The organism is Erythrobacter sp. KY5, assembly GCF_003264115.1.
GTDB lineage: Bacteria > Pseudomonadota > Alphaproteobacteria > Sphingomonadales > Sphingomonadaceae > Erythrobacter.
This window is the reverse complement of sequence record NZ_CP021912.1, coordinates 646,323-668,867: the sequence shown is the minus strand read 5'-3', so window position 1 is coordinate 668,867 and position 22,545 is coordinate 646,323. Positions and strand designations below refer to the sequence as shown.

Sequence of the window (22,545 nt, the reverse complement as noted above, 5' to 3'; positions counted from 1 at the left end):
CGCTACTCGCGGTCTTCGGCAGCTCGCTCGGCTTGGGTGAGGGGGCGCATGGTGATGTCGATGGGCACAAGCCTGCGATTGCTCCCCAGCCTCACCCGCACCACCCCGCGCAAGGCGGGATCGCGCAGTGCCCGGTCAAGCTCGCCAGCGCGCTCCTGTCCCACATAAAGCCGCCCGCTCAGCAAGCTGTCGGAACCATAGACGCCGCTGTAATCAGCCTCGACCGGATAAGCGCAGTCGCCGAATTCGCCGTCGATGCGTCGCACGAGCGGGGGACCGGGCGGATCGCCTTCAAGGCACAGGCGCGCCGGTGGGCCGCCCGTCCCAAGCCGGTCGTCCAGCCCGTTCCAGTCATAGGTAAACTCGACATAGTGACCACGCAGAAGATCGCGCGGATCATAGCCGCGAATTTCGACGTCCCATTCGGTCCCCTGCCGGCTCTGATAGTCCGTCCAGCCCCAAAGGCCTGCAAATCCGACCAATGGCAGGGCAAGTGCCGCAAGGCGAAGCGCGCTGTTCATGGCGTCTGCTCCTGTTTCTCTCGACCCGGCGCGTAAGCCTGCGAAACTCGCACCGCGCCCCATGCAACCGCGAGGATCATGAGGCCCGAGAGGATCAAGCCGAAGCCGGAAAGCAGCAGGTCGCTGGCAAGTTCGAAGCTCAGGATGATCAGCCGCAACGCGACAAGCGCCACCGCCAGTTGAAAAGCCCCGCGAGCATCAATCGCGAGAGCGGCCGCCGCAATCCCGATCCAGAGCGCCATGAACAAAGCCGCCGCGAGCAGATCGACATTGTTGACGCCGAGCGCAAGCGCGATGGTGATGCCTGATCCGGCCATCACCAGTCCCGAGACGCGCCCCGACAATCCCGGCTTTGCAATCAAGAGCAGCAATCCAAATCCCAGCGCAGCAGCGGCGCGAACCAACTGGCCAGCACTCCCAATCAGGTCGTCATCGCCCTCAAAAGCGCCGAAGCTTGCCACGATGCAGGACAGGGTGGCTCCACCAACCGCATAAGCAAGAGCGGTCAGTTCAAGCTGTCGCCAGAAGTCCGTCCGCGCCGACCGCTCTCGCTTCCATGCGGCGAAGGGCGCAAAAAGACCCGGAAGCGCGGTGACAGCTGCAGCGATCAGCCAGTGGGTTCTTCTCTCAGGCTCGAACATCGCACCGCTATCGGCGGCGGCAAAATCCCAGGCGCAAAAGATGCTGCCACCGATCAGCAAGGCAGCAGCAGGCCAGCTGCGTCCATAGATCAGCAGCGCCGGACCGAACAGGATCAACCAAGCGGCAAGCGGTTTCCAGAGCGGGGAGCTGGTCTGATAGACCTGCCCCAGATGCCCGAAGAATGTGAGACCGAGCACGGCGATAACAAACAGCAGGGCCTCGTTCACCCAAGGCGAGATCCGCGCCAAATCGTCTCCGCGTAAGGCGAGCGTAGCATTTAATCCAATGAGCAAGGCGAGATGCACGGCGAGCCGCAACTGGCCGGGAATCTGTTCCCAGTTGGCAGCCACGACGGAGATTATGCCAAGCCCGATTGCAAGCGCGCCGAGGCCAAAAACCGCCCACAAGGCAAGCGGCCGCGTGTGCTCGGCCTCGTAGTCGATGAGGGCTTGCGCGGTTGCGCTATCGATAAGCCCGGCATTGCGCCAGGCCGCGATCTTGCGATTGCTCATCCGGGCAGACTAGCGCCAGCCAAGGCCAACACAAGTCTGCCCAGTTAAGGTCAGCCCTCTTCGGTGTCCGCCTCGCTCTGCGCGACCGGGGCGGTCATGACCGTTTGGCTTTCAATGGCCGCAGCGCTCGCCGTTTGGTCAGCGGCGGTCATCGGTACAAGGCCGATTGCTGCAAGCGGGCCTTCTGCGCCCCAGCTCTGCGACCATTGAGCAAGATAGTCCTCAAGGCCTGGCGTCACGCCGATATGCGCTTTTTTGACATAGATGTAGAGCGCACGCGATCCGGCATAGCTGCCATCGGCAATTGTCTCGGCGCTGGCTTCGACGCCGCCGATCGGCAGGCCTTTGACGCTGTCCGTGTTCTCTTCGAGGTACGAATAGCCCAGCACGCCGATCGCGCGCGGATTGTTGGCGACCTTGCGGACGAGGAGGTCGTCCTGCTCACCCTGGTCAAGATAGGCCTCGTCGCTGCGAAGTTCGTGACAGCCGCGCTCGAATGCAGCCGGATCGCTTTCTTCAAGCGCCGCCATTTCGCCGTTGCGGCGGCAGGCAGGCGCCATGATGACATCGAGAAGCGCATCGCGCGTGCCCGAAGTCACCGGCGGGCCGTAAACAATGATCGGTTCGTCTGGCAGGCTGCTGTCAACGTCGGACCAGCTCATGGCCGTCTGTTCTTCGCCAAAAGGAGCCGCCGCGAGCGCATTGAAGATGATGCCGGGCGTCAGGGCGAGATCGATGCCTTCTTCAAGCTCGGACACGAAGACGATACCGTCGAGACCGACCTTGAGCTCGATGATGTCGGAGACGCCATTCGTCCGGCACCGCTCGAACTCGGCCTTTGTCATCTGGCGCGACGCGTTGACGATGTCGGCCGTCTGGGGGCCTTGCCCAGCGCAAAACTCCTCGATCCCTTCGCCGGTGCCTGTCGATACGATCACCGGAGTGGCCGCACCTTCATTGCCCGCAACATAGTCTTCAGCGACCTTTTGCGAGAACGGAAAGACAGTCGAAGAACCGACGATCGAAATAGGTTCGGGACCGGCTTCGCCTTCGCTGCCGCCACACGCGACAAGCATCGCGAGCGAGGCACCGACAAGCAGATTGCGGGCGAAGAAGGTGGGCTGCGTCATGGTTTACTCCAAAATGATTGACCTTCGGGGCTGGCCAAATCGGGGGTTGTTATTGTGTTGCCGCCGCGGTTTCCTCTGCCGGTGTTTCACCGGTCAGATCTGCGCGCGTCATGGTCAAAAGCTCGTTCACGCGCCGCTCGTTCATCGCCATTTCGGCAGGCGGCGAGGCCACGAGGCCAATCGCTGCAAGCGGTCCGTCAGCTTTCCAGTTCTTCACCCATTCCTGTAGAAACAGGTCCAGTCCCGGAATGGCGCGCATATGCGCTTTCTTGACGTAGACGTAAAGCGGACGGGCGCCGGGATAGGAGAAGTTCGAGATATTCTCGTAAGTCGGATCAACGCCGTTCATCGGGAGGCCCGTCACCTTGTCGGTGTTCTCGTCGAGGTAGGAAAAGCCGAAGATGCCGACGGCGCGTGGATTGCTTTCGATCTTCTGGACGATCAGGTTGTCCTGTTCGCCCTGATCCACATAAGCCCCATCCGAGCGCACTTCGGTGCAAAGCTGCTGGTGGAGGTCTTCATCCTCTTCCTTGAGCGCTTTCATCTCGTCACTGGTGTCGCATCCGGCTTCGAGCACCAGTTCCTTGAGTGCATCGCGGGTGCCAGACGTGCTGGGCGGGCCGTAGACGAGGATCGGGTCGTCCGGAAGCGACGGGTCGACATCGGACCACAGCCGCGTGGTCTGCTCACCGCCATAAGGGCGCGCTGCGAGCGCTTCGTAAACGATCCTGGGCGACAGATTGAGCTCGATCCCGCCATTTTTCGATGCAAAGGCAATCCCGTCCAGACCGACCTGCAATTCGATGATGTCCTGAACATTGTTCGACTGACAGCGATCGAACTCAGACGATTTCATGCGGCGCGAAGCGTTGACCATGTCGGGCGTATCTGCGCCGAGGCCGGAACAGAACAGCTGGATGCCGTTGCCCGATCCGGTGGACTCGATCAGCGGCGATTTGAGCTCAGGATTGGAGCGGGCAAAGTTTTCAGCAACCTGCTTGGCAAACGGGTAAACCGTTGACGATCCGACCGCACGAATGGAGTCGCGCGCCCCGCCGCCACCAGCGTCACACGCTGACAGCGCCATGGCGGCAATTCCCATAAGTCCAACGGCGAGGTTGCGTTTCGTCATCTGATACCTTTCTGCGATTGCGCACCGCGCTATTGCGATACTGTGACACCGCCATGACGCATGGACGATTGCCGACAGAGCGCGGGTTCCCCCCGCATACACGAGCCAGCGTACAAAGTTGAGCGCAGCTATCCGAAGCACGGCTCCTGATTGCGAAGGCTCATCGGCCAAGGTTCTGTTCTCGCCCGATTTTGCGCCTCGCGCGGCGATGCGCGACTTAACAGGCTCGTAACCAGCATCGTGGTAGCGGATATCCATGGATCGTCGGGCACTCAGAAACCTCGCTGCCGTGGCGGCAGCCATTCTGGCATTCTTGCTGATGCCCGGACACACATACGCCAAGTCCACTCACGATCACCCGCTTGTCGAGGCGGCATGCCATTCGTCGAGCGGCGCCGAGGTCGAACTGATCGACATGGTGGCGCTTTCATCGTGGAATTGCTCAGACGCAGGTTGGCGCGCGAACCAGCCGGTCGCATGGCTTCGTTTTGACGCGCAAAGCTGGGCAGACAAGGAAAAGCCGCGCTATTTTTTCACACGCAATGCCCGATTCGAGACGATCACGATCGGTGTTCTCGATGAAGACGGCACGCTGCGCAGCCTGCGCTATTCCGAGGAGATGGCAAAGCCATTCGCCGCCGGCCCTGTCTTCAGGCTAGAGCTTCCCGAGGTAATGGGCGACACCAGCGCCGTTATCGTCAAGATCGACAAACCGCACTCGGTCCCACTGCTGACCGAAGCGCGACTGAGCTTCCATCCGGAAGATGCCTCGTGGACGCAGCTCGATATGATGTTGCTTGCGCTCGTCGTGGGAATGCTGGTGCTGCCGCTCTTCTTCGATGTGAGCTTCTTCATCGTTCTAAGGGAGCGTTTCGTCGTCATCCATGCGATGATGGTTGCCTCGATGATCGTCTACGTGCTGTTCGCCGGCGGCCTGATCACGGTTTTCGCCGACGTACCCTTATGGGTCATGGCGGTGGCAGGGCCGCTGTGCTGGGCAATCGGTTGCGGGCTTTCGGCGCTGTTCCTCGTCGGTTTTCTTGAGGAATACGCCCAGTCACCATTTATGCGGCGCCTGACCCTTGCGACCGGTCTATGGACAATCTTGGTGCCGGGCTTCTTTGCGCTGCAATTGCACGCGACCCAGCCTGTCGACGACCTGTGGTATTTCTACACCTTCATACCCGCGATGGTGATCATCACCGCTGCCATAGCCGAGGCGCTTTGGCGCGGGAGCAAGGGAGCGCGTTTCCTGGCCGTTGCCTGGTCGCCGATCATCCTTTCATCGCTAGAGCGTATGCTGCGCGGACTTGGAATTTATGCAGGTCCTTCGCAGCTGGATCAGACGCTGTATCTTGCAGTCGCGATGGAAGTTATCGTGATCAGCCTTGCGATCGCATCGCGCTTCCTCGCCATTCGCCGCGAGCGCGATGCGGCGGTGACCGAATCCAAATTGCTTGAGCAACTCTCGACCCACGATCCGCTTACCGGGCTTATGAACCGGCGCGCAGTGGAAGAGCGGTTTGTCGATCTTCAGTCGCAGGGTTTCGATACATTCGCGCTGGTCGATCTCGACCACTTCAAGACGATCAACGACCGTTTCGGCCATCAGGTGGGCGACAAGGCGCTGGTTGCCTGCGGGCGCGCTTTGCAGGGCGGCGACGATCGGGACACGATCGCAGTGCGGCTTGGCGGGGAGGAATTCGTTGTGCTCCTGCGCGGCAAGGGCGCCCTTGAGCGCGCAGAAGCGATGCGCCAGTCGATCACGCTTCGGATCGCACGCGATGTTGAAGGGCTTGAACGTCCGGTTACGGCCAGCATGGGTGTGATCGAATTGCCGCGCGCTTCGGATCAGCTCATGGGATTTGACGACTTGTACAGCCGCGCGGACCAGTTGCTCTACAATGCCAAGGCAGCGGGCCGCAATCGCACCTGCTTTGAACGTCTGACAGTGTTCAAGTCGCCGCCTGCGACGCGCAAAGCTGCGGGCTCGACACGCAAGCCGGGTAAAGCGGCCGCCTAGTCGTCGATTGCGAAGGGTGCGAGCACTTCGGGCCTGATCCGCGCCAGACGCCCGCTCTCACGATCGAGCATTGCCCAGGTCGTCTCAGCCGAGACCAGTTGTTTGCCGTTCGCGTCAGTGAATTCGACCACGCGCACCGATTTCGCTCCGCGCGCCTCGCCCGCAATGTAGGTTGTGCCTGTCGCCGTCTGCCCGGAAGCGATGTTGCCGCGATAGTCGATCTCGTGCCGGATCACGACCCAGAAGTATCTCGCGCGGTGTTCAGCTTCGGCCACCGCATCCCAGTGCAAGGTCGCCATGTCCTGAATCCACTGCACCCACACCGTGTTGTTGACGTGCCCAAGCTCGTCGATGTGCTCGGGGCTGGCGGTGAAGGTCTTGGTGAAGCGGTTCGTCATCCTGGCCCGCTGAGTAGTGCGCACCGTCTCAAAGCGCAAGAAAGCCAACCCTTTGTTAGTTAGGCACCTGTATCAAGCCGTTTATCAGGCTGGACAAAGGTGAGGCAGGCAATGTCGGACGAACCCACGAACAGAAAAGATCGCGGCTTTCGCCCCAAGGTCCAGTTTGGCGAAAAGAAGGCTGGCGCAAAAAGTTTCATCATGAGCCCTGAAGGCGTGTTCGTTCACAAGGATGGCGCGCTCGAAACGCTTGCCGATCCGGTTGACCTGTTCTGGCGCGAGGTAGAGCGCGACCCGCGCATGTGGAACAGCGCGATCAAGGGCTATGACTGGCTTGTCAAAAACGCCGAAGACGCAGACCGCGAAGATGTGCGACGCACGCTCGGCTGGCTCGAAGCGGCACTCAGCCTCAGGGATCGCGTCGCCGCCGTGGCTGCCTGCCGGTACCTTGCCGCCATGCCATCGCCGCTGCTGGCAGGCGATTACGGACGGTTGTTGGCGATCTTCAACAGCCGCAAGGTCGGCATGGTTTGGCAGGTTACGCCCGATCTCGACAAACGCCCCCTGCCCAGCGGTCCAATCCCGGTTTTCGGCAAGGAAGCAGGCTTCGGGCTGATCCGGGCAGTTCCCGAACTTTACATCAAGCTGGCGATGTTCGGGCCGGAAATGGAAGAGATCGTGACCCAGCTGGTTGAGGAAGCGATCCGCTATGACGTCTCGCTTCCCCCTGACCTCATGGCTCTTGTGTCATTCCCATCTGCCAAAGGATGAAGGCGAACTCTTCCGCCGTCTCTCGCAGGGAATTCCAGCGGCCCGACTGACCGCCATGGCCTGCGCCCATATTGGTCTTCATAAGCAGCACATTGTCATCGGTCTTGGTGTCGCGCAGCTTGGCGACCCACTTGGCCGGTTCCCAATAAGTGACGCGCGGGTCGTTGAGACCGGCGGTGACCAGCATCGGCGGATAATCCTGCGCCTTGACCTGATCATAGGGCGAGTAGGACAGGATATAGGCGAAGCTCTCCTTGCTCTCGATCGGGTTGCCCCATTCCTGCCATTCGCCCGGTGTCAGCGGCAGGCTTTCGTTGAGCATGGTGTTGAGCACGTCGACAAAGGGGACATGCGCAACGATTGCGCCATATTGCGCGGGATCCTGATTGACGATTGCGCCCATCAGTTCTCCGCCAGCCGACCCGCCTGATGCGGTGACCATGCCTTCGGCGGTGTAGCCCATCTTGATGAGCCCGCGCCCGGCATCGACGAAGTCGTTAAAGGTGTTGGTGCGCTCGAACATCTTGCCCTGCAGATACCAGCGCCGGCCAAGGTCATCGCCGCCGCGAATATGAGCAATGGCATAGGCAAAGCCGCGATCAACGAGGCTAAGCCGCGTGGTCGAAAAGCCCGGCGGGATGGCATAGCCATAGGCGCCATAGGCGTAGAGATGCAGCGGCCCCGGCCCCTCGATCCCGGCTTCAGCGAGGATCTGTTCGCGATCCTTGCGCATCACGATGCTGACCGGGACCATCGTCCCGTCGCGCGCCTGAATCTCGACCCGTTCGGTCACATATTGCGTGGGATTATAGCCGCTCGGGATTTCCTGTGTCTTGAGCGTTGTAAGCGTCTTGGTCGCAACATCATAGTCGAGCACCGTGTCAGGCGTGATCATGCTCTCATACGAAAGCCGCAGCACCGTCTGGTCGTATTCCGGATTGTTCGAAAGCCCGGCATCGTAGCTCGCTTCGGGAAAGGCGATGGGATTGGTCACCGTCGGATTTTCGTAGGACCGGATCTGCACCTGGTCGAGGCCGTTAAGGCGCCCTTCTGTCACCAGGAAGCCCTGGAAAAGATCAAAATCGGTGAGATAGAAATCGTCCGATCCAGCGATCACGGTTTCCCAATCGCCGGGGCTTGCAAGGTCGGCCTTTGCGAGGCGGAAATTGATATGGTCATCATTGGTCCAAACCCACAGCTCACCCTCGCGGATGTCGACGCCGTATTCGACGCCCTTCTCGCGCGGCTTTATGAGTGTGAGTGCACCCGTGGGATCGGCTGCGGAGACGAAGCGCACCTCGCTCGTCTCATTGTCGCCGGTTGAGATGATGAGATAATCTTCCTGCGCCGATAGTCCGGCTCCGACGCTGAAGCTCTGGTCTTCTTCGGTGAACAGCGTCACATCGGTTTCGTTTGGCTGCCCGATCGTGTGCAGCTTGACCTCCAGCGTGCGCCACTCCTTGGTTGCAGGCGTGTATGCAAGCGCCGTGTCGTTCGCGACCCAGGTGATCCCGCCGCGCAGACCTTCGAGCACATCGTCCAGCAATTCGCCGGTCTCAAGGTCCATGATCCGCGCGGTGTATCGCTCCGATCCATTCGTGTCGGTCGCATAGGCCATGTAACGCCCGCTCTTGCTGATCGAGAGCACACCGAGGCGGAAATATTCGTGACCTTCAGCAAGCGCATTCTGATCGAGGATCAGTTGCGGCTCGGCGCTGTCGGGCGCGCCGACAGGCTTGCGGTAGTGTTTGCTATACTGCGCGCCTTCTTCGAATTCGGACCAGTAGAGAAAATCACCGCGACGCTGAGGCACGGTGGAATCGTCTTCCTTAATCCGTGCGCGCATTTCTGTGAACAAGCTCTCGGTAAGCGCCTCATGCGGCTTCATCGCCGCTTCGAACCACGCGTTTTCCGCCTTCACATAATCCAGCACATCCTCATCATCGATCTCGGGGTACGACTTGTCGTAGAGCCAGTCATACGGGTCGGAAATCGTAATGCCGTGATAGGTGTATGTATGTTCGCGCTTTTCGGCGACAGGCGGAGAAGTGGGCACGTTGGCATTGTCCTCATGGGTATCGGCAGAAACGCTGGCGCCTGTCAGAAGCAGGGCGGCGCTTGCCATGGCGAAAAAGGTGGTGCGGGATGTCGGCACGGTAACCGGTTCCTTCAAGTGAGACGCTCGGGTGGAAAGCCGCACGCAAGCGGCCTATGTGATGTGTTCTAGAGATTCACTCATGCGCGACAAGAGCGCATGCGAAACGCAGGAAACCGACACAATGCTGATGCAGACCCACGAAGCCCGCCTCAAAGCCCTACGCGAAGAATTGAAGCGCCGCGAACTTCACGGTTTTGTCGTGCCGATCTCCGATGAACATATGAGCGAATATGTCGGCGATTATGCACAACGGCTCGGCTGGCTCACCGGCTTTGGCGGTTCGGCTGGCTTTGCCGCCGTGACGCTGACCCATGCCGCGATCTTTGTCGACGGGCGCTACACTGTGCAGGTGCGCGACCAGGTCGATGAAAACCTGTTCGAATATCGCAGCATCCCGGGCGACAGTCTGGGCGAATGGCTCAAGGATGTGAGCGAGGCGGGCGCGAAGATCGCCTACGATCCCTGGCTTCACACCTGGAACTGGGTCGAAGCGCTTGAAAAGCAAGCCGAGCCAGCTGGCATCACCATGGTTCCAGCCGACAGCAACCCGATTGATTCGGTGTGGCAGGATCAGCCAGAGCCATCGGGTGCACAGGCAATCGTACACACCGAGGAACTTGCCGGGCGTACATCTGCGGAGAAGCGCGCGGAAGTGGCCGATTGGCTGTGCGACGAGGGGCTCGACGCGGTGGTGGTCCCGGCGCTCGATTCCATTGCATGGCTGCTCAACATTCGCGGCAGCGACGTGTCGCACACTCCGGTCGCGCTTTCCTATGTGATCGCGCACAAGGACGGCACTGCAGAGCTTTTCATCGCGCCTGAGAAAGTAACGCCCGAATTGACCCAGCATCTCGGCAATGCGGTGACGGTGCGTGCGCGCGACGAATTCGTCGGCGCGCTTGGATCGATGGAAGGCAAGAAGGTCAGCGTCGATCCCGATTTCGGCGTTGTCGGCATCGCGCAGGCTCTTCGCGCGGGCGGGGCGAAATTCACTTTCAAGCAGGACCCGACAATCCTCGCAAAGGCGATCAAGAACGCTGCCGAAGTGCAGGGCCACCGTGATGCACAGGCCCGCGACGGGGCAGCAGTCAGCCGCTTCCTGCGCTGGCTCGAAGTGACCGCGCCGGCTGGCGAGATCGACGAGCTCGCAGCAGCGGCAAAGCTCGAAGGCTTTCGCCGCGCGCATGGCGATCTGCGCGACACCTCGTTCGACACCATTTCGGCCGCTTCCGGCCATGCCGCCCTGCCGCACTACAAGGTGGACGAGGACAGTAACATTCTGATCCCGCCGGGTTCGATCTATCTCGTGGATTCTGGTGGTCAGTATCCGGCGGGCACGACCGATATCACCCGAACGGTCTGGATCGACACACCCGAAGGATCACAGCCAACCGGAGAAATGCGCGACCGCTTCACGCGCGTTCTGAAGGGCCACATCCAGATCGACCGCGCCATCTTCCCGCAGGGCACCAATGGCGGCCAGATCGACGCGCTCGCCCGCCAGTATCTCTGGGAAGCGGGTGTCGACTATGCCCACGGTACCGGCCACGGCGTCGGCAGCTTCCTCGGCGTGCACGAAGGCCCGCAGCGTATCGCGAAGCCGGGCGGCGGGCAGGCTGGCACCTCTCAGGAACTGCACGCCGGCATGATCCTCTCAAACGAGCCGGGCTACTACAAGGCAGGCGAATTCGGCATTCGGATCGAAAATCTCGTGCTAACCGTTGAACAGGATATCGACGGCGCAGAGGGCCGTTTCCTTGGTTTCGAACCGCTCACCTTCGTGCCGATCGACCGCCGCCTGATCGACAAGAGCCTCCTCACCGATGGCGAGATCGCATGGCTCGACGCCTACCACGCCCGCGTGCGCGAAATCGTTGCGCCGCAGCTTGAAGGCGACGACCTTGCATGGCTCGAGCGCGAGACAGCACCGCTTTGAAGGTGATTGCACCGATCTGAATGTTCTACTAATGTTCTCACATATCCCGAGTCGTACGTTGTGGCTCGGTCACAGGGAGAACAGTCATGATCGGCTACGTAACACTGGGCACTAACAATCTGCCGCGTGCAGCGGAATTCTATGACGCGCTCGCCGAACATTTCGGCGTCGGACGGATGATGGAATTCGACACATTCATCGCCTGGGGCGCAATGGGCGGAGCGCCCGGCATCGCTGCCACGCAACCATTTGACGAGCAGCCCGCGACCGTCGGCAACGGCACCATGGTCGCGCTTCAGGTGGACAGTCCCGAAAAGGTGCAGGCCGTCTACGACACCGCGATTGCAAAGGGCGGCAAGGACGAAGGAGCGCCCGGCCCGCGCGGCGACGATGGCTTTTATGCAGGCTATTTCCGCGACCTCGACGGGAACAAGCTCAACGTATTCTGCATGACCGCGCCAGCGAGCTGACCTTTCATCGATCGCCAAATGGCTGCTTTTCTTGCAGGTGAGTGAACAGGCGGCGAAATGCGATACAAACCGCGACAATGTCGTAGCGGATTGGGATAATCCTGCGACACTGTCCGGCTAGAACGGTATTCGAGAGTTGCGGCGGGAGCGGTCTTTGCAGGATCGCTTCACAGCCCCAATACGAAGCATCGTGAAGCCGGGCCGCTTTAGCCCCTCCCCTGATGCCCGGCTAAGACAATGCCGCCTCGTCGCAGCTCCTTCGAACGTGACGAACAGACAAGAACAAGGAGCACGCAATGCGCAAACTGACACTCACTCTCTCGGCAGCAGCGCTCGCCTTGGGCGGCGCCGGTATCGCTGTTGCACAGCATCACAGCGGCCATGATCGCGGGATGCAGGCCGCCGATGCAAATGGCGACGGCGAGATCACACTTGCCGAGGCAAAAGCCCACGCAAGCGAACGCTTCGCCAAAATGGATGTCGATGGCGACGGGCAGATCAGCCGCGAAGATCGCGCAGCCCGCGCCGCTGAGCGTTTTGCTGAAACCGACGCCAACGGCGATGCCGAAATCACTCCGGCTGAAATGACAGCTGCTCGCGAAGCGCGCGCTGCCGAGCGACAGGAACGCATGTTCGCCCGCCTCGATACCGACGGCAGTGGAGGCATTTCGCGTGAAGAGATGATGGCGGCGCGCGAGGCCCGTGGCGAGGCACGCGAAGGGCGACGCGGACCGGGCGGCGAAATGCGCCGTGGCGGCCGCCGCGGCGGCGGGATGGCCATGCTGCGGCGTGCCGACACCAATGGCGATGAAATCGTCTCAGCCGCCGAATTCGATGCTGCCGTCGAAGCGCGATTTGCGCGCGTTGACGCCGATGGCTCAGGCACCATCACACAGGCAGAACGCGAGGCGGCACGCGAGGCTCGCCAGACGCAGCGCCAGGAGCGTCGCCAGATGCGTCAGAACCGCTCAAATTAGGAGGCGGGGCTTAGCGGGCACTTGTGGGCACCCTCCCCACCCTGCGTACCCGATGACCTCTTCACCGACCCGGCACGCCGTCCTCTCACCCGGGACTTGCGCGCCGGGTCGGCACCTTTCATGAAAGTGGCCTTGATGAACGAAGCCTCTGCCACCTCCATCCTCCTCGTCGACGACGAAGCGACCCTTCGTGAGCCGCTGGCTGAATATCTCGCAGGTCAGGGCTTCACCGTCACCGAGGCGCAAAGCGGCGCGGCGGCGCGATCAGCCTTGACCGAGGTGAGCCCTGATATCGTGCTGCTCGACATCATGATGCCGGGTGAGGACGGCCTCTCGCTTTGCCGGCACCTCGTTGAAACGCGCGGCCTGCCAGTGATCTTCCTGACCGCGCGCGGAGAGGCGACCGACCGGATCGTCGGGCTGGAATTGGGAGCAGACGACTACATCGTGAAGCCCTTCGAGCCGCGCGAGCTTGTTGCGCGCATTCGCTCTGTCCTGCGCCGGGTAGGGCGAGGCGCATCGAATGCGCCAGAGGCCGAGGACTGGCACTATCAATTCGAGGGCTGGGTGCTCGACCCGCTCAAGCGCAAGCTGACCGATGCGGAAGGGGTTACCGTCCCAATTTCGACAGCTGAATTTCGGCTGCTGCGGGCCTTTCTCGACAATCCGCGACAGGTCATGGACCGTGACCTCTTGCTGGATCTTGTACAGGGACGGACCGCGCATCTGTTCGATCGCGCCGTCGACAATCAGGTCAGTCGTCTTCGCCGCAAGATCGAAGCCGACACCAGCGACCCGCAACTCATCCTGACAGTGCGAGGCGGAGGATATCGCTTCGCTGCAAGCGTAAAGCGCCAGCCTCCGGGGCCTGGCGACGCGTGACGCGGTTCTTTCCATCGAGCCTGTTTGCACAAGTCATGGTGAGCGTGGCCCTCGCCCTATTGACCGCGCAGGCCGTCTCGGTGGTGCTGCTTTATCGCGCAGGTGAGGAAAGGCGCGAGACTGCGGCGATTACCTCGGCGGCCTTCCGTCTCGTCAATGGCGCGGAACGCGAAGCACGGCGCGAAGCGCGCCGGGCAGCGCAGGAAGAATTTGCGAGCATCACAGGTGACAGGGGCCCTCGCCGCTTGCGGTCGCCGGAATCCGTCGGCGGCGATATCGGATTCTTGCCGCGCCCGCTTCGTTTCTTCGTCAGCGCCGAGCCTCCCATACCTCTTTCATCCGAGGAAGGCGCGCGGGAGGAGCGATTGCGCGCAGTGCTCGGTAATGAAGGCATCGAACCTCACGCGGTGGCGATCGCAGTGGTGAAAGCGGGCGATGATCCACAACTCGTGCGCTTTGTACGCAGCCGGCCCCGCCTCTCAACTACGCAGGGCTGGCGTGAACGCCGTGTTTTGACCGTCGCCATCCAGCGCGAGGCTGGCGGGATATGGGAAGCGGCGCGGGTCATTGAACCGCCGCGTCCCGCAAACGCGCTTGGCGTGCTGGTTTTCCAGACGCTCGTCACCTTCGCGTTCCTGCTTGTCGTCCTGTTTCTCGTGCTAAGGCGGATAACCCGTCCGCTCGCTCTGCTGACTGACCGGGTGAGCACGTTTTCCAAGAAGCCCGATCAACCGGTCAGGCTGGAAGAAACCGGCCCCGCCGATACGCGCCGCCTGATCGCCGCGCACAATCAGATGGAGGCAAGGATTGCGGCGTTGCTCGATGAGAAAGACGTGATGCTCGGGGCAATTGGCCATGACCTGAAGACCCCTCTGGCCGCCTTGAGGGTGCGGATCGAGAATGTTCCTGACGATGCCCAGCGCGAGAAGATGGCAGCGAGCATCGAGGACATAACCGCAACACTCGACGATATTCTGAGCCTCGCACGAATGGGCCGCTCGGGCGCGCTAGAGGTCGAGGCCGTCGATCTGGGAATGCTGGCGATTGGCGTCGCCGAAGAATTCGAGGATCTGGGCGAGCCGGTCACCATGCTTAATCCACCCCGCGTGGTGGCTCGCGTGCAGGTCACGTGGATCAAGCGCGCGCTGCGAAATCTTGTCTCGAATGCCCTGCGATATGGCGGCGATGCGGAGCTTTCGGTGGAGATCGACGGCAACACTGCGGTTCTCGCGGTCGAGGATCGCGGGCCGGGGATCGAAGAGGCGCGGATCGCCGAGATGATGGAGCCGTTCACACGAGGCGAGGCATCACGCAATCGCGCCACCGGCGGTGCCGGGCTCGGCCTGACCCTCGCGCGCGCCATTGCGCAACAGCATGGCGGCGAGCTTGTTTTGGCGAACCGTAACTCTGGCGGCCTGCGCGCCGAACTGCGACTGCCGCTCTAGAATTCTACTGGAGATTCGACGATAACCGCCAACATCTTTGGCGCGCACGGCAAGGCGAACCTTCGAAAATGACAGGCTGTACCTCGCGCAAAACTGACGCGGTCAACGCATCAGTCCACCGATCAGGTTCCTCACGAAACGGCCCGCGATGGGTCCGGCAAAGTCAGTCGCGATGGAGCCAGCTGCCGAAGTAATCCCGCTCCTCATCGGATTTGCTCGCGATTTCTTGCCAAGCACGGCGGCAGCGGCGGCACCGGCCATCCCCCCGGCGGCCACTTTGGTACCGCGACTTATCGCTTTCTCCCAGATCGACTTAGTCTTGCGCGAACGCTTTGCGACCTCCTCGCGCCCGATTTCCTCCACCTCTTTGGCGGTTTCGACCGCATCGACGGCTTTTTGTGCGAGCACTTCTTCTGCGCTCTCTCGATCGATGCGTTCGTCGTACTTGCCATCGAAGGGACTGACCGATTGAATGATCGCACGCTCCTTCGCCGTCACCGGGCCGAGCCGTGAGCGTGGCGGCTTGATAAGCGTGCGCTGGACCACAGTCGGCGCACCATCTTCGTCGAGAGTAGACACCAGCGCCTCGCCAACCTTGAGCTCGGTGATCGCCTCTTCAACGTCGAGTTCCTCGTTGATCCGAAACGTCTCGGCAGCCGCCTTGATCGCCCGCTGATCCCGCTTGGTAAAGGCACGAAGCGCATGCTGTACCCGGTTGCCAAGCTGGCCTGCGACGTCTTCGGGTATATCTATCGGGTTTTGCGTCACAAAGAATACGCCGACACCCTTGGATCGAATAAGGCGCACGACCTGTTCGATCTTGTCCTGCAGAGCCTTGGGCGCATCGTCGAAAAGCAGGTGTGCTTCATCGAAGAAGAAAACGAGCTTGGGCTTTTCCGGATCACCCACTTCGGGAAGGCTTTCGAAGAGTTCCGCGAGCAGCCAGAGCAGAAAGGTCGCGTACAGTTTCGGGCTGCGCATCAACTGGTCGGCGGCGAGGACGTTGACATAGCCGCGACCATTTTCATCGGTCTGGAGAAAGTCGTCGATTTCGAGCGCCGGTTCACCAAAGAAATGGTCCGCCCCTTGCGCTTCGAAGCTCAACAGCTGCCGCTGGATTGCGCCAACCGATTGCCTGGAAACATTGCCGTAGACGCCCGACAATTCTTTCGAGTTCTCATTCGCCCATTGCAGCAACGATTGCAAATCACCGAAATCGAGCAGCAGCAGCCCGTTATCGTCGGCATGGCGGAAAACGATCTGAAGCACGCCCTCTTGTGTGTCATTGAGGTCGAGCAGGCGAGACAGCAGCAGTGGCCCCATCTCGGTGACCGTGGTGCGGATCGGGTGGCCCTGCTTGCCATAGAGATCCCAGAAAATGACCGGATTGTCCGAATAGGCATAGTCATCCATGCCCAGTTCCCTGGCCCGGCCCTCCAATTTGTCGGCGTGTTTGAATGTGGGCGAACCGGGCATTGCGATGCCGGACAGGTCGCCCTTCACATCGGCGACGAACACCGGCACGCCTTTGGCAGAAAAGCTCTCCGCCAGCCCCTGAAGCGTCACCGTCTTGCCCGTCCCGGTCGCGCCAGCGATCAGGCCGTGCCGGTTCGCGCGGCCCAACGCGAGACTCTGGTTCTCGCCATTGCCGCCCAGCCCAAGGAAAATCTCGCTCATTGAATGCACCCGTCCCTGCTTGAAAAATGTTTGTGCGAGGTTTGAAGATCGAAAGGAAGCGGGTCAACCTATCGACTTGGCGGTCGGATAGTCTAAGGCGGTGCCATGGGTCAGGACGCAGAGCCGGATTGTTTCGTATTGCTGGATGACGCGCGCCCAACCGATGGCGGCGCGGCCGATGCGCTGTATTTCGAAAATCCGATTGAAACCTTTGTTGCCTATCGTCCGGACGAAGTCGAGAAGACGCTCGCAAACGCGGAATCCGCCCGACAAAAGGGCGGCGAGCTCGCAGGATATATCGCATATGAAGCCGGACTCGCGCTGGAGAAACGACTTGCACCCAGGGCCGCAGCGCGCTCTGGTGCGGGCGGACCGCTCGTCTGGCTCTGCCTTTTCGACAAGCCGACGAGGATCCCGGCAGCTGATGTGCCGGCGTGGCTCGCTGCGAGGGGACAAGGCCCTGTAAGCCTCGGGCCGCTCGACCCGCAGCTTTCTCCCGGCGGATACGGAACTGCGTTCGATACCTTGCGCGATGCCATCCACGCGGGCGACATCTATCAGGCGAACCTCACCTATCCGCTCGCCGGGTCCTATCGCGGCGATCCGCAGGCGCTTTACGCATCGCTGAGAAGTGCTGCGAGCGCTGGATATGGCGGGATCATCTTCGATGGCTCGCACTGGCTTTTGAGCTTCTCGCCGGAATTGTTTGTTGCTCTCGATGAAAGCGGCAGCGCCAAGGCAAAACCGATGAAGGGCACCCGGCCACGCTCTGACGATGCCGAGCGCGATGCGCAGCTCGCCCAAGAGCTGGCGCATTCGGTCAAGGACAAGGCCGAGAACCTGATGATCGTCGACCTGATGCGCAACGACCTTTCACGCGTCGCAGTACCGGGTACGGTCCGGGTCGATTCGCCATTCGCCGTCGAAAGCTATCCGACCGTGCACCAGATGGTGTCGAGCGTTCGTGCTCAGCTTTCCGAAGGCATGAGCGCCACGGACCTGGTGCGTGCGCTGTTCCCCTGCGGTTCGATCACCGGCGCGCCCAAGATTCGCGCCATGGAGCTGATAGGCGAAGTAGAACGCGATGCACGCGGGCCCTATTGCGGGGCCATCGGGCGCGTCAGTTCTGATGGTTCAGCTGCATTCAACGTCGCGATCCGCACCTTGCGCCTGACACCGGTCGAAAACGGTCAGGGACATGCCGTGCTCGGCGTTGGCTCCGCTATCGTTGCGGACAGCGATTCTCTGGGCGAAAGGCGCGAATGCGAGGTTAAGGCAGGCTTCGTCCGGCGCTCCTCGCCCGATCATCGGGCGCCGGGCTTCGATCTTGTCGAAACCATGTCGTTCGATCCGGAAACCGGGATCGCGCTGCTTGAACTCCACCTTGCACGCATGAAGAAAAGCGCAGAGGCGCTTGGTTTCCAGTTCGACCGCCACGCGCTGCGCAATCAGATCCAGGCTCTGTGTTTTGAGCTCGAAAGTCCGGTCAAGCTGCGGCTGCTGGCCTCTCGCAGCGGGGCGAGCGCGCTTGAGACCCAGCCCATGCCATCACCATTTCAAGGTCCGGTAAAAGTGGCCGCGCTGCCCAACCCGCTCGACCCTTCAGACTGGAGATTGTCGCACAAGACAACCGACCGGGGTTTCTATGAGGACGCGGCGGACGCGGCTCGCCACCATGGTGCGCATGAAGCGGTGTTGGTGCGCGACGACGGACTTGTGACCGAAGGCAGCTACACCAATATCTTCGTCGAGCGCGACGGCGTTCTTCTAACCCCGCCCACCTCGCTCGGCCTGATTCCCGGTGTGCTGCGCGAATATCTCATCGAAAAAGGCCAGGCCCGCGAGGCGAATTTGACGCTCTGCGACCTCGCTGACGGCTTCCAATTGGGCAACGCGGTGCGCGGCCTGTTTTCAGCAGAACTTATATGAACATTCCTATCATTTACGAAGACGGCGAGGCACTCGTTATAGACAAGCCTTCGGGGCTTCCCGTCGATCGCCCCAAGCGCGGCGGTCCCGCTCTGTTCGACCAAATTGAGCAACTAAAGCTGGGCTTCCAGCGCCCGCCCGTCCCCGTGCACCGGCTTGATACGGACACCAGCGGCTGTCTGTTGCTTGCACGCAATCCCAAAGCTCTGAAGCGGTTCAACAAGGCGTTTGAAGATCGCCTCGTCGGAAAAACCTATCTTGCTGTGATTGACTTCGAACCGGCCGAAAGTTCCGGCACGATCGAACTTTCCCTTTCCAAGATCAGTTCCGCTGAGAAGGGGTGGCGCATGATCGCCGCGAAAAAGGGCAAGCCTGCGGTTTCGCATTGGGAGCTGATCGACACGATTGGCGAAGGGGACAAAAGGCGTTCGCTTATCCGTTTCCGCCCTGAAACCGGGCGCACACACCAATTGCGCGTGCACGCGCTGCAAGGGCTGGGGGCGCCCTTGCTGGGTGATCCGGTCTATGGCCCTGTGCGCGGACAGAACAAGGGCGCACCGCGAACAATGCTCCACGCGGAGACAATCCGCGTCAGACGCGAGGGCAAGGACACGATTTTCGCCCATGCACCTTTCCCTGCCGATTTCGAACGCGCCGGTCTCAGCGCGCCCGCTGCCCCGGTCTTTCCGGAAGAGGCCTGAGGGTGGATCCTGCTCTCCTCGACCGGGCTCACGCCATTGCCGAGGAGACATTCCTCGCTGGATCGGGGCCAGGCGGGCAGAACGCGAACAAGGTAGCGACCGAAGTCCAGCTGCGGGTCAACATCTACGCGCTGCGCCTGTCACCTCCGGTTTTTGCAAGGCTGCGCGATATCGCAGGATCGAAGCTGACCGCTTCCGGCGATCTGCTAATCACCGCGAGGGCACACCGAACCCAAGATGCGAATCGGCAGGCCGCACGCGACAAGCTCGATGAGTTGCTCAAGGACGCGCATCGCGCTCCGAAGAAGCGCGCCAAGACCCGCGTCAACAGGGTAGGCAAGACCCAGCGCCTCAAGGCAAAGAAGGCGCGCGGAGAAGTCAAAGCCAAGCGCGGCAAGGTCAGTCGCTCGGATTGGTAACTCCGCTTGACTTTCGAGGGTGAATCGCTCATTGGCGCGCTTCTGTGAGGCGGCGCACGACGCGTCGCCCTTTGTTTTTCAGGCCGAACAGGCCTCACCCGATCTGTAGGAAACCGCCATGGCGAAGCCCGCAACCGTCAAGATCAAGCTCGTCTCGACCGAGGGAACGGGCTTTTACTACGTGACCAAGAAGAACCCGCGCAACACCACCGAAAAGATGGTGTTCCGCAAGTACGACCCGGTCGCAAAGAAGCACGTCGAATTCAAGGAAGCCAAGATCAAGTAAGGTTCTCCGGCACTTGTGCCGAAATGCCTTCCCATTCTTGGAACCTTTCGATTAAGCTGCGGTTCAAAGCCTCGAACCTAAATCACGAGGCATGACCATGCTCAAACATCTCCGCCGCATCGGTATGGCACTCGCCGCTGCCGGGACGATCGCACTTGGCGTGTCGCTGCCTCATGGCGAGCCGGCACCGCATGCGCTCGCGCAATCCTCCGCCGACCTTGATCGTGCGGTAGCGGCTTTGCGCGGTATTTCGACCATGAAGGCCGATTTTTCGCAGACCGACAGACAGGGTCGGACCGCGCGCGGGACCATGACGCTCAAGAGCCCGGGCAAGATTCGTTTCGATTACGGTCGTGATTCTGATTTGCTGGTCGTCTCAAACGGCCGCTCGCTTTACATGGTCGACTATGAGGTCAATCAGGTCGAGCGTTGGCCGATCCGCAACTCGCCGCTCGGCGCGCTGCTCGATCCCCAGCGCGACATGAAGGATTACGGGACACTGGTCCCCACCGGCAATCCGGACGTGGTCAGTGTTGATGTTCGCGACCCTAGCAAACCGGAATTCGGGCGCATCAATCTTATCTTTGTACGCAATTCCAATGCGCCGGGCGGTTTGCAGCTGACACATTGGGTCGCGCTCGATTCACAGAACCACCGGACGACTGTGCGACTCACGAATCACCGCTATGGCGTTTCGGTTCCTGACAGCACGTTCAATTTCCGCGATCCGCGCCGCTCATCCCGTCGTCCGGGCTGAACGGTTCGCCTGCCAAAAGTTGTAGGAATGCGACAAACCTAGGTGCGCGTTCATATAGGCGAAAGCGAATTCATCGTATTTCTTCAATCAAGGCGGTTGATGAAGGGTTTCCCCCCTGTTGCCCTTTGACCGAGAATGGCCGCCTTGCAAAAGCGTGACGAACGCTAAGACGGAGCCCCTGTGCCATCGCCCCCGGCACAGGGGCTTTTTTTGCTTAGCGCGTCGGTGCGCTGCTGCAGATCAGGACGGATCACTCCCACCCGTAAGCGCTGCGAATGATGTCGTAGATGACGTTTTGTTCGATCACGCCGCGTGCCTTGTCGGCACCGGGGCCCTGAGCATACAGCGCCACATCCTCACCGGCATGGGTTTCGCTATAGAGCGGAACGGTCGATTGCTGGCGGGCGGTGATACCAGTTTCAGGGACCCGGCGCTCGGCCTGCCCTGCTATTGAGCCGGGACCATTGCCATAGCCGAGCGTGGTGTAGGGCTTCTCGTCCTGTGCGAGCGTCGGCTCTCCAGCAGCGCTTTCGCCGCCCTCGTTCGGCGGCACCACCAGACCAAGGATATCGTTACCCCGCCGCGGATAACCAGAGATCGTGAAGACATGGCTGTGGTCCGCGGTCACCATGATGAGCGTATCGTCGGGGTCGGTATTCTGGATCGCGTAAGCAATCGCATTGGCAAATTCGACCGTCTCTTCGAGCGCCAAACCTGCACGCCCCGCGTGGTGGCCGTGATCGATCCTGCCCGATTCGACCATCAGGTAGTACCCGTCTGGATCGGCCGAAAGCCGTTTGATCGCTTGGGCGGTCATGTCGGTAAGCGTCGGCTCTGTCGATCCATCGTCTTTTTCCGCCATGTAGGTCATGTGGCTGCTGGAGAAGAGGCCGAAGACCGGCGCTCCGGCGGGTGCTGCTTCGAGTTCGTCAGCGGTCGTGACGAAAGTCCCGCCAGTGCGGGCGACCCACCCTGCTGGCAGATCGGCATTCTCATCCCTGCGACCACCACCATTTTCACTACCGAAGAACGCACGCGCGCCTCCGCCAAGCGCCACGTCGAAATCACTTTCGACCAGCTGGGTCGCGATATCGCGGCAGCCGGGAGTTTCAGGGTCGATCACGCGCTCAAGATAGGCTTCCCAGTCGCGGTCGGCGGCCCGGGCGTAGACGCTCGCCGGAGTCGCATGGGTGATGCGAGCGGTCGACACGATGCCCAGCGCAAGCCCACGCTCGTTGACCTCCTCACCCAACAGCGGAAGCGGATGGGCGAGCGTCCCTGCGCAGGAACTGCGCTGCGCCTCGGGGCCTACCCCCAGAAATCCGATATTGGTTTTGCGACCCGAATGCATCGCGGTCGCGGTCCCTGCGCTGTCGGGAACCTGCGCGTTGGTGTTGTAGGTCTTGACCAGCGCAACATTGTCGAACGCTTCGAACGGCAGCACATATTCCTCGCCGCTTTGGCCGCGCTTTTGACCTGCATAGATTCGCGCTGCTGTGATCGTGGAAATGCCCATCCCGTCGCCAATGAACAGGATCACGTTCTTTGCGCGCGGCTCGGCTGCCTCATCGGCAGGTTCGGCAACCGTCGAAGCGCTCGCGAGCGGCGCTGTTCCTTGATCGGTGGTGCATGCGCCCAAAGCGAGCGTGGTGGTGGCGAGCAGGGCTGCGAGCGAGCGGGTCATCGAAACGTCTCCATCGGGTTTGCGCGTCTCGCTATCGCTTATGCGTATGTCGGGAAAGTGAAAGGTGGCGTTTTTCGAAGGCGCTGCCTAAATCG

The 22,545-nt window shown here is 61.1% G+C and carries 20 protein-coding genes; 12 read left to right on the top strand and 8 right to left on the bottom strand.

Annotation, left to right across the window (positions count from 1 at the left end; translation table 11 throughout):
* Window positions 1-2 precede the first annotated feature (2 nt).
* From CD351_RS03235 to CD351_RS03220, 4 genes are read right to left on the bottom strand one after another with little or no spacing between them, the layout of a single operon-like run.
* The gene (locus CD351_RS03235) at window positions 3-521 is read right to left on the bottom strand and encodes a GDYXXLXY domain-containing protein (RefSeq protein WP_162627581.1); all 519 of its coding nucleotides are present in this window, start codon (window positions 519-521) and stop codon (window positions 3-5) included.
* Window positions 518-1,675, bottom strand: a complete 1,158-nt coding sequence (locus tag CD351_RS03230) for a DUF2157 domain-containing protein (RefSeq protein WP_111991288.1) — start codon at window positions 1,673-1,675, stop codon at window positions 518-520. Before CD351_RS03230 ends, CD351_RS03235 begins: the two co-directional genes overlap by 4 nt.
* 50 nt (window positions 1,676-1,725) lie before the next feature.
* On the bottom strand, window positions 1,726-2,805 hold the full coding sequence (locus CD351_RS03225) for a substrate-binding domain-containing protein (protein WP_111991287.1): 1,080 nt from the start codon (window positions 2,803-2,805) through the stop codon (window positions 1,726-1,728).
* A gap of 49 nt (window positions 2,806-2,854) precedes the next feature.
* On the bottom strand, window positions 2,855-3,937 hold the full coding sequence (locus CD351_RS03220; protein WP_111993561.1) for a substrate-binding domain-containing protein: 1,083 nt from the start codon (window positions 3,935-3,937) through the stop codon (window positions 2,855-2,857).
* Between the two features lie 256 nt (window positions 3,938-4,193).
* Between CD351_RS03220 and CD351_RS03215 the strand changes: the two genes are divergently transcribed.
* Window positions 4,194-5,960 carry a diguanylate cyclase gene (locus tag CD351_RS03215; RefSeq protein ID WP_111991286.1) on the top strand — a complete coding sequence of 589 codons (1,767 nt, stop codon included), beginning with the start codon at window positions 4,194-4,196 and terminating at the stop codon, window positions 5,958-5,960.
* On the opposite strand, the gene CD351_RS03210 is transcribed toward CD351_RS03215, so the two are convergent.
* On the bottom strand, window positions 5,957-6,358 hold the full coding sequence (locus CD351_RS03210) for a thioesterase family protein (protein ID WP_111991285.1): 402 nt from the start codon (window positions 6,356-6,358) through the stop codon (window positions 5,957-5,959). The two genes, CD351_RS03215 and CD351_RS03210, sit on opposite strands and share 4 nt — an antisense overlap.
* Before the next feature lie 111 nt (window positions 6,359-6,469).
* On the opposite strand from CD351_RS03210, the gene CD351_RS03205 reads away from it, so the two are divergent.
* Window positions 6,470-7,129: a hypothetical protein gene (locus CD351_RS03205; protein WP_111991284.1), complete on the top strand. Its 660-nt coding sequence runs from the start codon at window positions 6,470-6,472 to the stop codon at window positions 7,127-7,129.
* Here CD351_RS03205 and CD351_RS03200 read toward each other — a convergent pair.
* Window positions 7,092-9,254, bottom strand: coding sequence for a S9 family peptidase (locus CD351_RS03200; protein ID WP_111993560.1), 2,163 nt, complete (start codon window positions 9,252-9,254; stop codon window positions 7,092-7,094). The two genes, CD351_RS03205 and CD351_RS03200, sit on opposite strands and share 38 nt — an antisense overlap.
* A gap of 154 nt (window positions 9,255-9,408) precedes the next feature.
* On the opposite strand from CD351_RS03200, the gene CD351_RS03195 reads away from it, so the two are divergent.
* The 5 genes from CD351_RS03195 to CD351_RS03175 all read left to right on the top strand — a co-directional run bounded on the left by CD351_RS03195 (window position 9,409) and on the right by CD351_RS03175 (window position 14,997).
* A complete protein-coding gene (locus tag CD351_RS03195) occupies window positions 9,409-11,223 on the top strand; it encodes an aminopeptidase P family protein (RefSeq protein ID WP_111993559.1) in 1,815 nt (604 codons plus the stop codon).
* 86 nt (window positions 11,224-11,309) lie between these two features.
* Window positions 11,310-11,693 carry a VOC family protein gene (locus CD351_RS03190; protein ID WP_111991283.1) on the top strand — a complete coding sequence of 128 codons (384 nt, stop codon included), beginning with the start codon at window positions 11,310-11,312 and terminating at the stop codon, window positions 11,691-11,693.
* A gap of 296 nt (window positions 11,694-11,989) precedes the next feature.
* Window positions 11,990-12,670 (top strand): EF-hand domain-containing protein, encoded by a 681-nt coding sequence (locus CD351_RS03185; protein ID WP_111991282.1) that lies wholly within the window; start codon window positions 11,990-11,992, stop codon window positions 12,668-12,670.
* A gap of 135 nt (window positions 12,671-12,805) precedes the next feature.
* On the top strand, window positions 12,806-13,552 hold the full coding sequence (locus tag CD351_RS03180) for a response regulator (protein ID WP_111993558.1): 747 nt from the start codon (window positions 12,806-12,808) through the stop codon (window positions 13,550-13,552).
* The gene (locus CD351_RS03175; RefSeq protein ID WP_234027200.1) at window positions 13,549-14,997 is read left to right on the top strand and encodes an ATP-binding protein; all 1,449 of its coding nucleotides are present in this window, start codon (window positions 13,549-13,551) and stop codon (window positions 14,995-14,997) included. Before CD351_RS03180 ends, CD351_RS03175 begins: the two co-directional genes overlap by 4 nt.
* Before the next feature lie 102 nt (window positions 14,998-15,099).
* Here CD351_RS03175 and CD351_RS03170 read toward each other — a convergent pair whose 3' ends face one another.
* A complete protein-coding gene (locus tag CD351_RS03170; protein ID WP_111991280.1) occupies window positions 15,100-16,674 on the bottom strand; it encodes a helicase HerA-like domain-containing protein in 1,575 nt (524 codons plus the stop codon).
* A gap of 105 nt (window positions 16,675-16,779) precedes the next feature.
* Here CD351_RS03170 and pabB point away from each other — a divergent pair, with 105 nt between their 5' ends.
* The 5 genes from pabB to CD351_RS03145 all read left to right on the top strand — a co-directional run bounded on the left by pabB (window position 16,780) and on the right by CD351_RS03145 (window position 20,766).
* A complete protein-coding gene (gene pabB, locus CD351_RS03165; RefSeq protein ID WP_111991279.1) occupies window positions 16,780-18,603 on the top strand; it encodes an aminodeoxychorismate synthase component I in 1,824 nt (607 codons plus the stop codon).
* Window positions 18,600-19,304 carry an RluA family pseudouridine synthase gene (locus CD351_RS03160; RefSeq protein WP_111991278.1) on the top strand — a complete coding sequence of 235 codons (705 nt, stop codon included), beginning with the start codon at window positions 18,600-18,602 and terminating at the stop codon, window positions 19,302-19,304. The genes pabB and CD351_RS03160 overlap by 4 nt, the downstream gene beginning before the upstream one ends.
* Before the next feature lie 2 nt (window positions 19,305-19,306).
* Window positions 19,307-19,723: an alternative ribosome rescue aminoacyl-tRNA hydrolase ArfB gene (arfB, locus tag CD351_RS03155; protein WP_111991277.1), complete on the top strand. Its 417-nt coding sequence runs from the start codon at window positions 19,307-19,309 to the stop codon at window positions 19,721-19,723.
* Window positions 19,724-19,841: 118 nt separating this feature from the next.
* Window positions 19,842-20,009 (top strand): 50S ribosomal protein L33, encoded by a 168-nt coding sequence (gene rpmG / locus CD351_RS03150; RefSeq protein ID WP_111991276.1) that lies wholly within the window; start codon window positions 19,842-19,844, stop codon window positions 20,007-20,009.
* Window positions 20,010-20,100: 91 nt separating this feature from the next.
* Entirely contained in the window at window positions 20,101-20,766 is a 666-nt protein-coding gene (locus tag CD351_RS03145; protein ID WP_111991275.1) for an outer membrane lipoprotein carrier protein LolA, read from the top strand.
* A 250-nt stretch (window positions 20,767-21,016) separates the two neighbouring features.
* On the opposite strand, the gene CD351_RS03140 is transcribed toward CD351_RS03145, so the two are convergent.
* Entirely contained in the window at window positions 21,017-22,450 is a 1,434-nt protein-coding gene (locus CD351_RS03140; RefSeq protein WP_111991274.1) for an alkaline phosphatase, read from the bottom strand.
* Window positions 22,451-22,545 lie beyond the last annotated feature (95 nt).